A 216-nucleotide genomic window follows, 5' to 3' on the forward strand; every position below is an offset into this window, starting at 1 on the left:
GGCGCTGCAGGAGGCGGAGCTGTCGCGGGCCGATGCGGGACTGGCGACGGAGCTTGTCTATGGCACGATCCAGCGGCTCAATACGCTCGACCATGCGCTCGGGCGGTTCGTCGCCAAGGGACTCGGCAAGCTGGAGCCGTGGGTGCTGCAGCTGCTGCGGATGAGCGCCTATCAGTTGATCTACCTCACCCGAGTGCCGCCGCATGCGGCGGTCAA

At 67.1% G+C, this 216-nt stretch carries 1 protein-coding gene; it reads left to right on the forward strand.

The annotated features are described in order from the left end of the window. Positions 1-216: transcription antitermination factor NusB (locus PA598K_RS00750; protein ID WP_305779171.1), on the forward strand; the 216-nt coding region annotated here is incomplete at both ends.

This window comes from Paenibacillus sp. 598K (assembly GCF_003851045.1).
In the GTDB taxonomy this organism is placed as follows: Bacteria; Bacillota; Bacilli; order Paenibacillales; family Paenibacillaceae; genus Paenibacillus_D.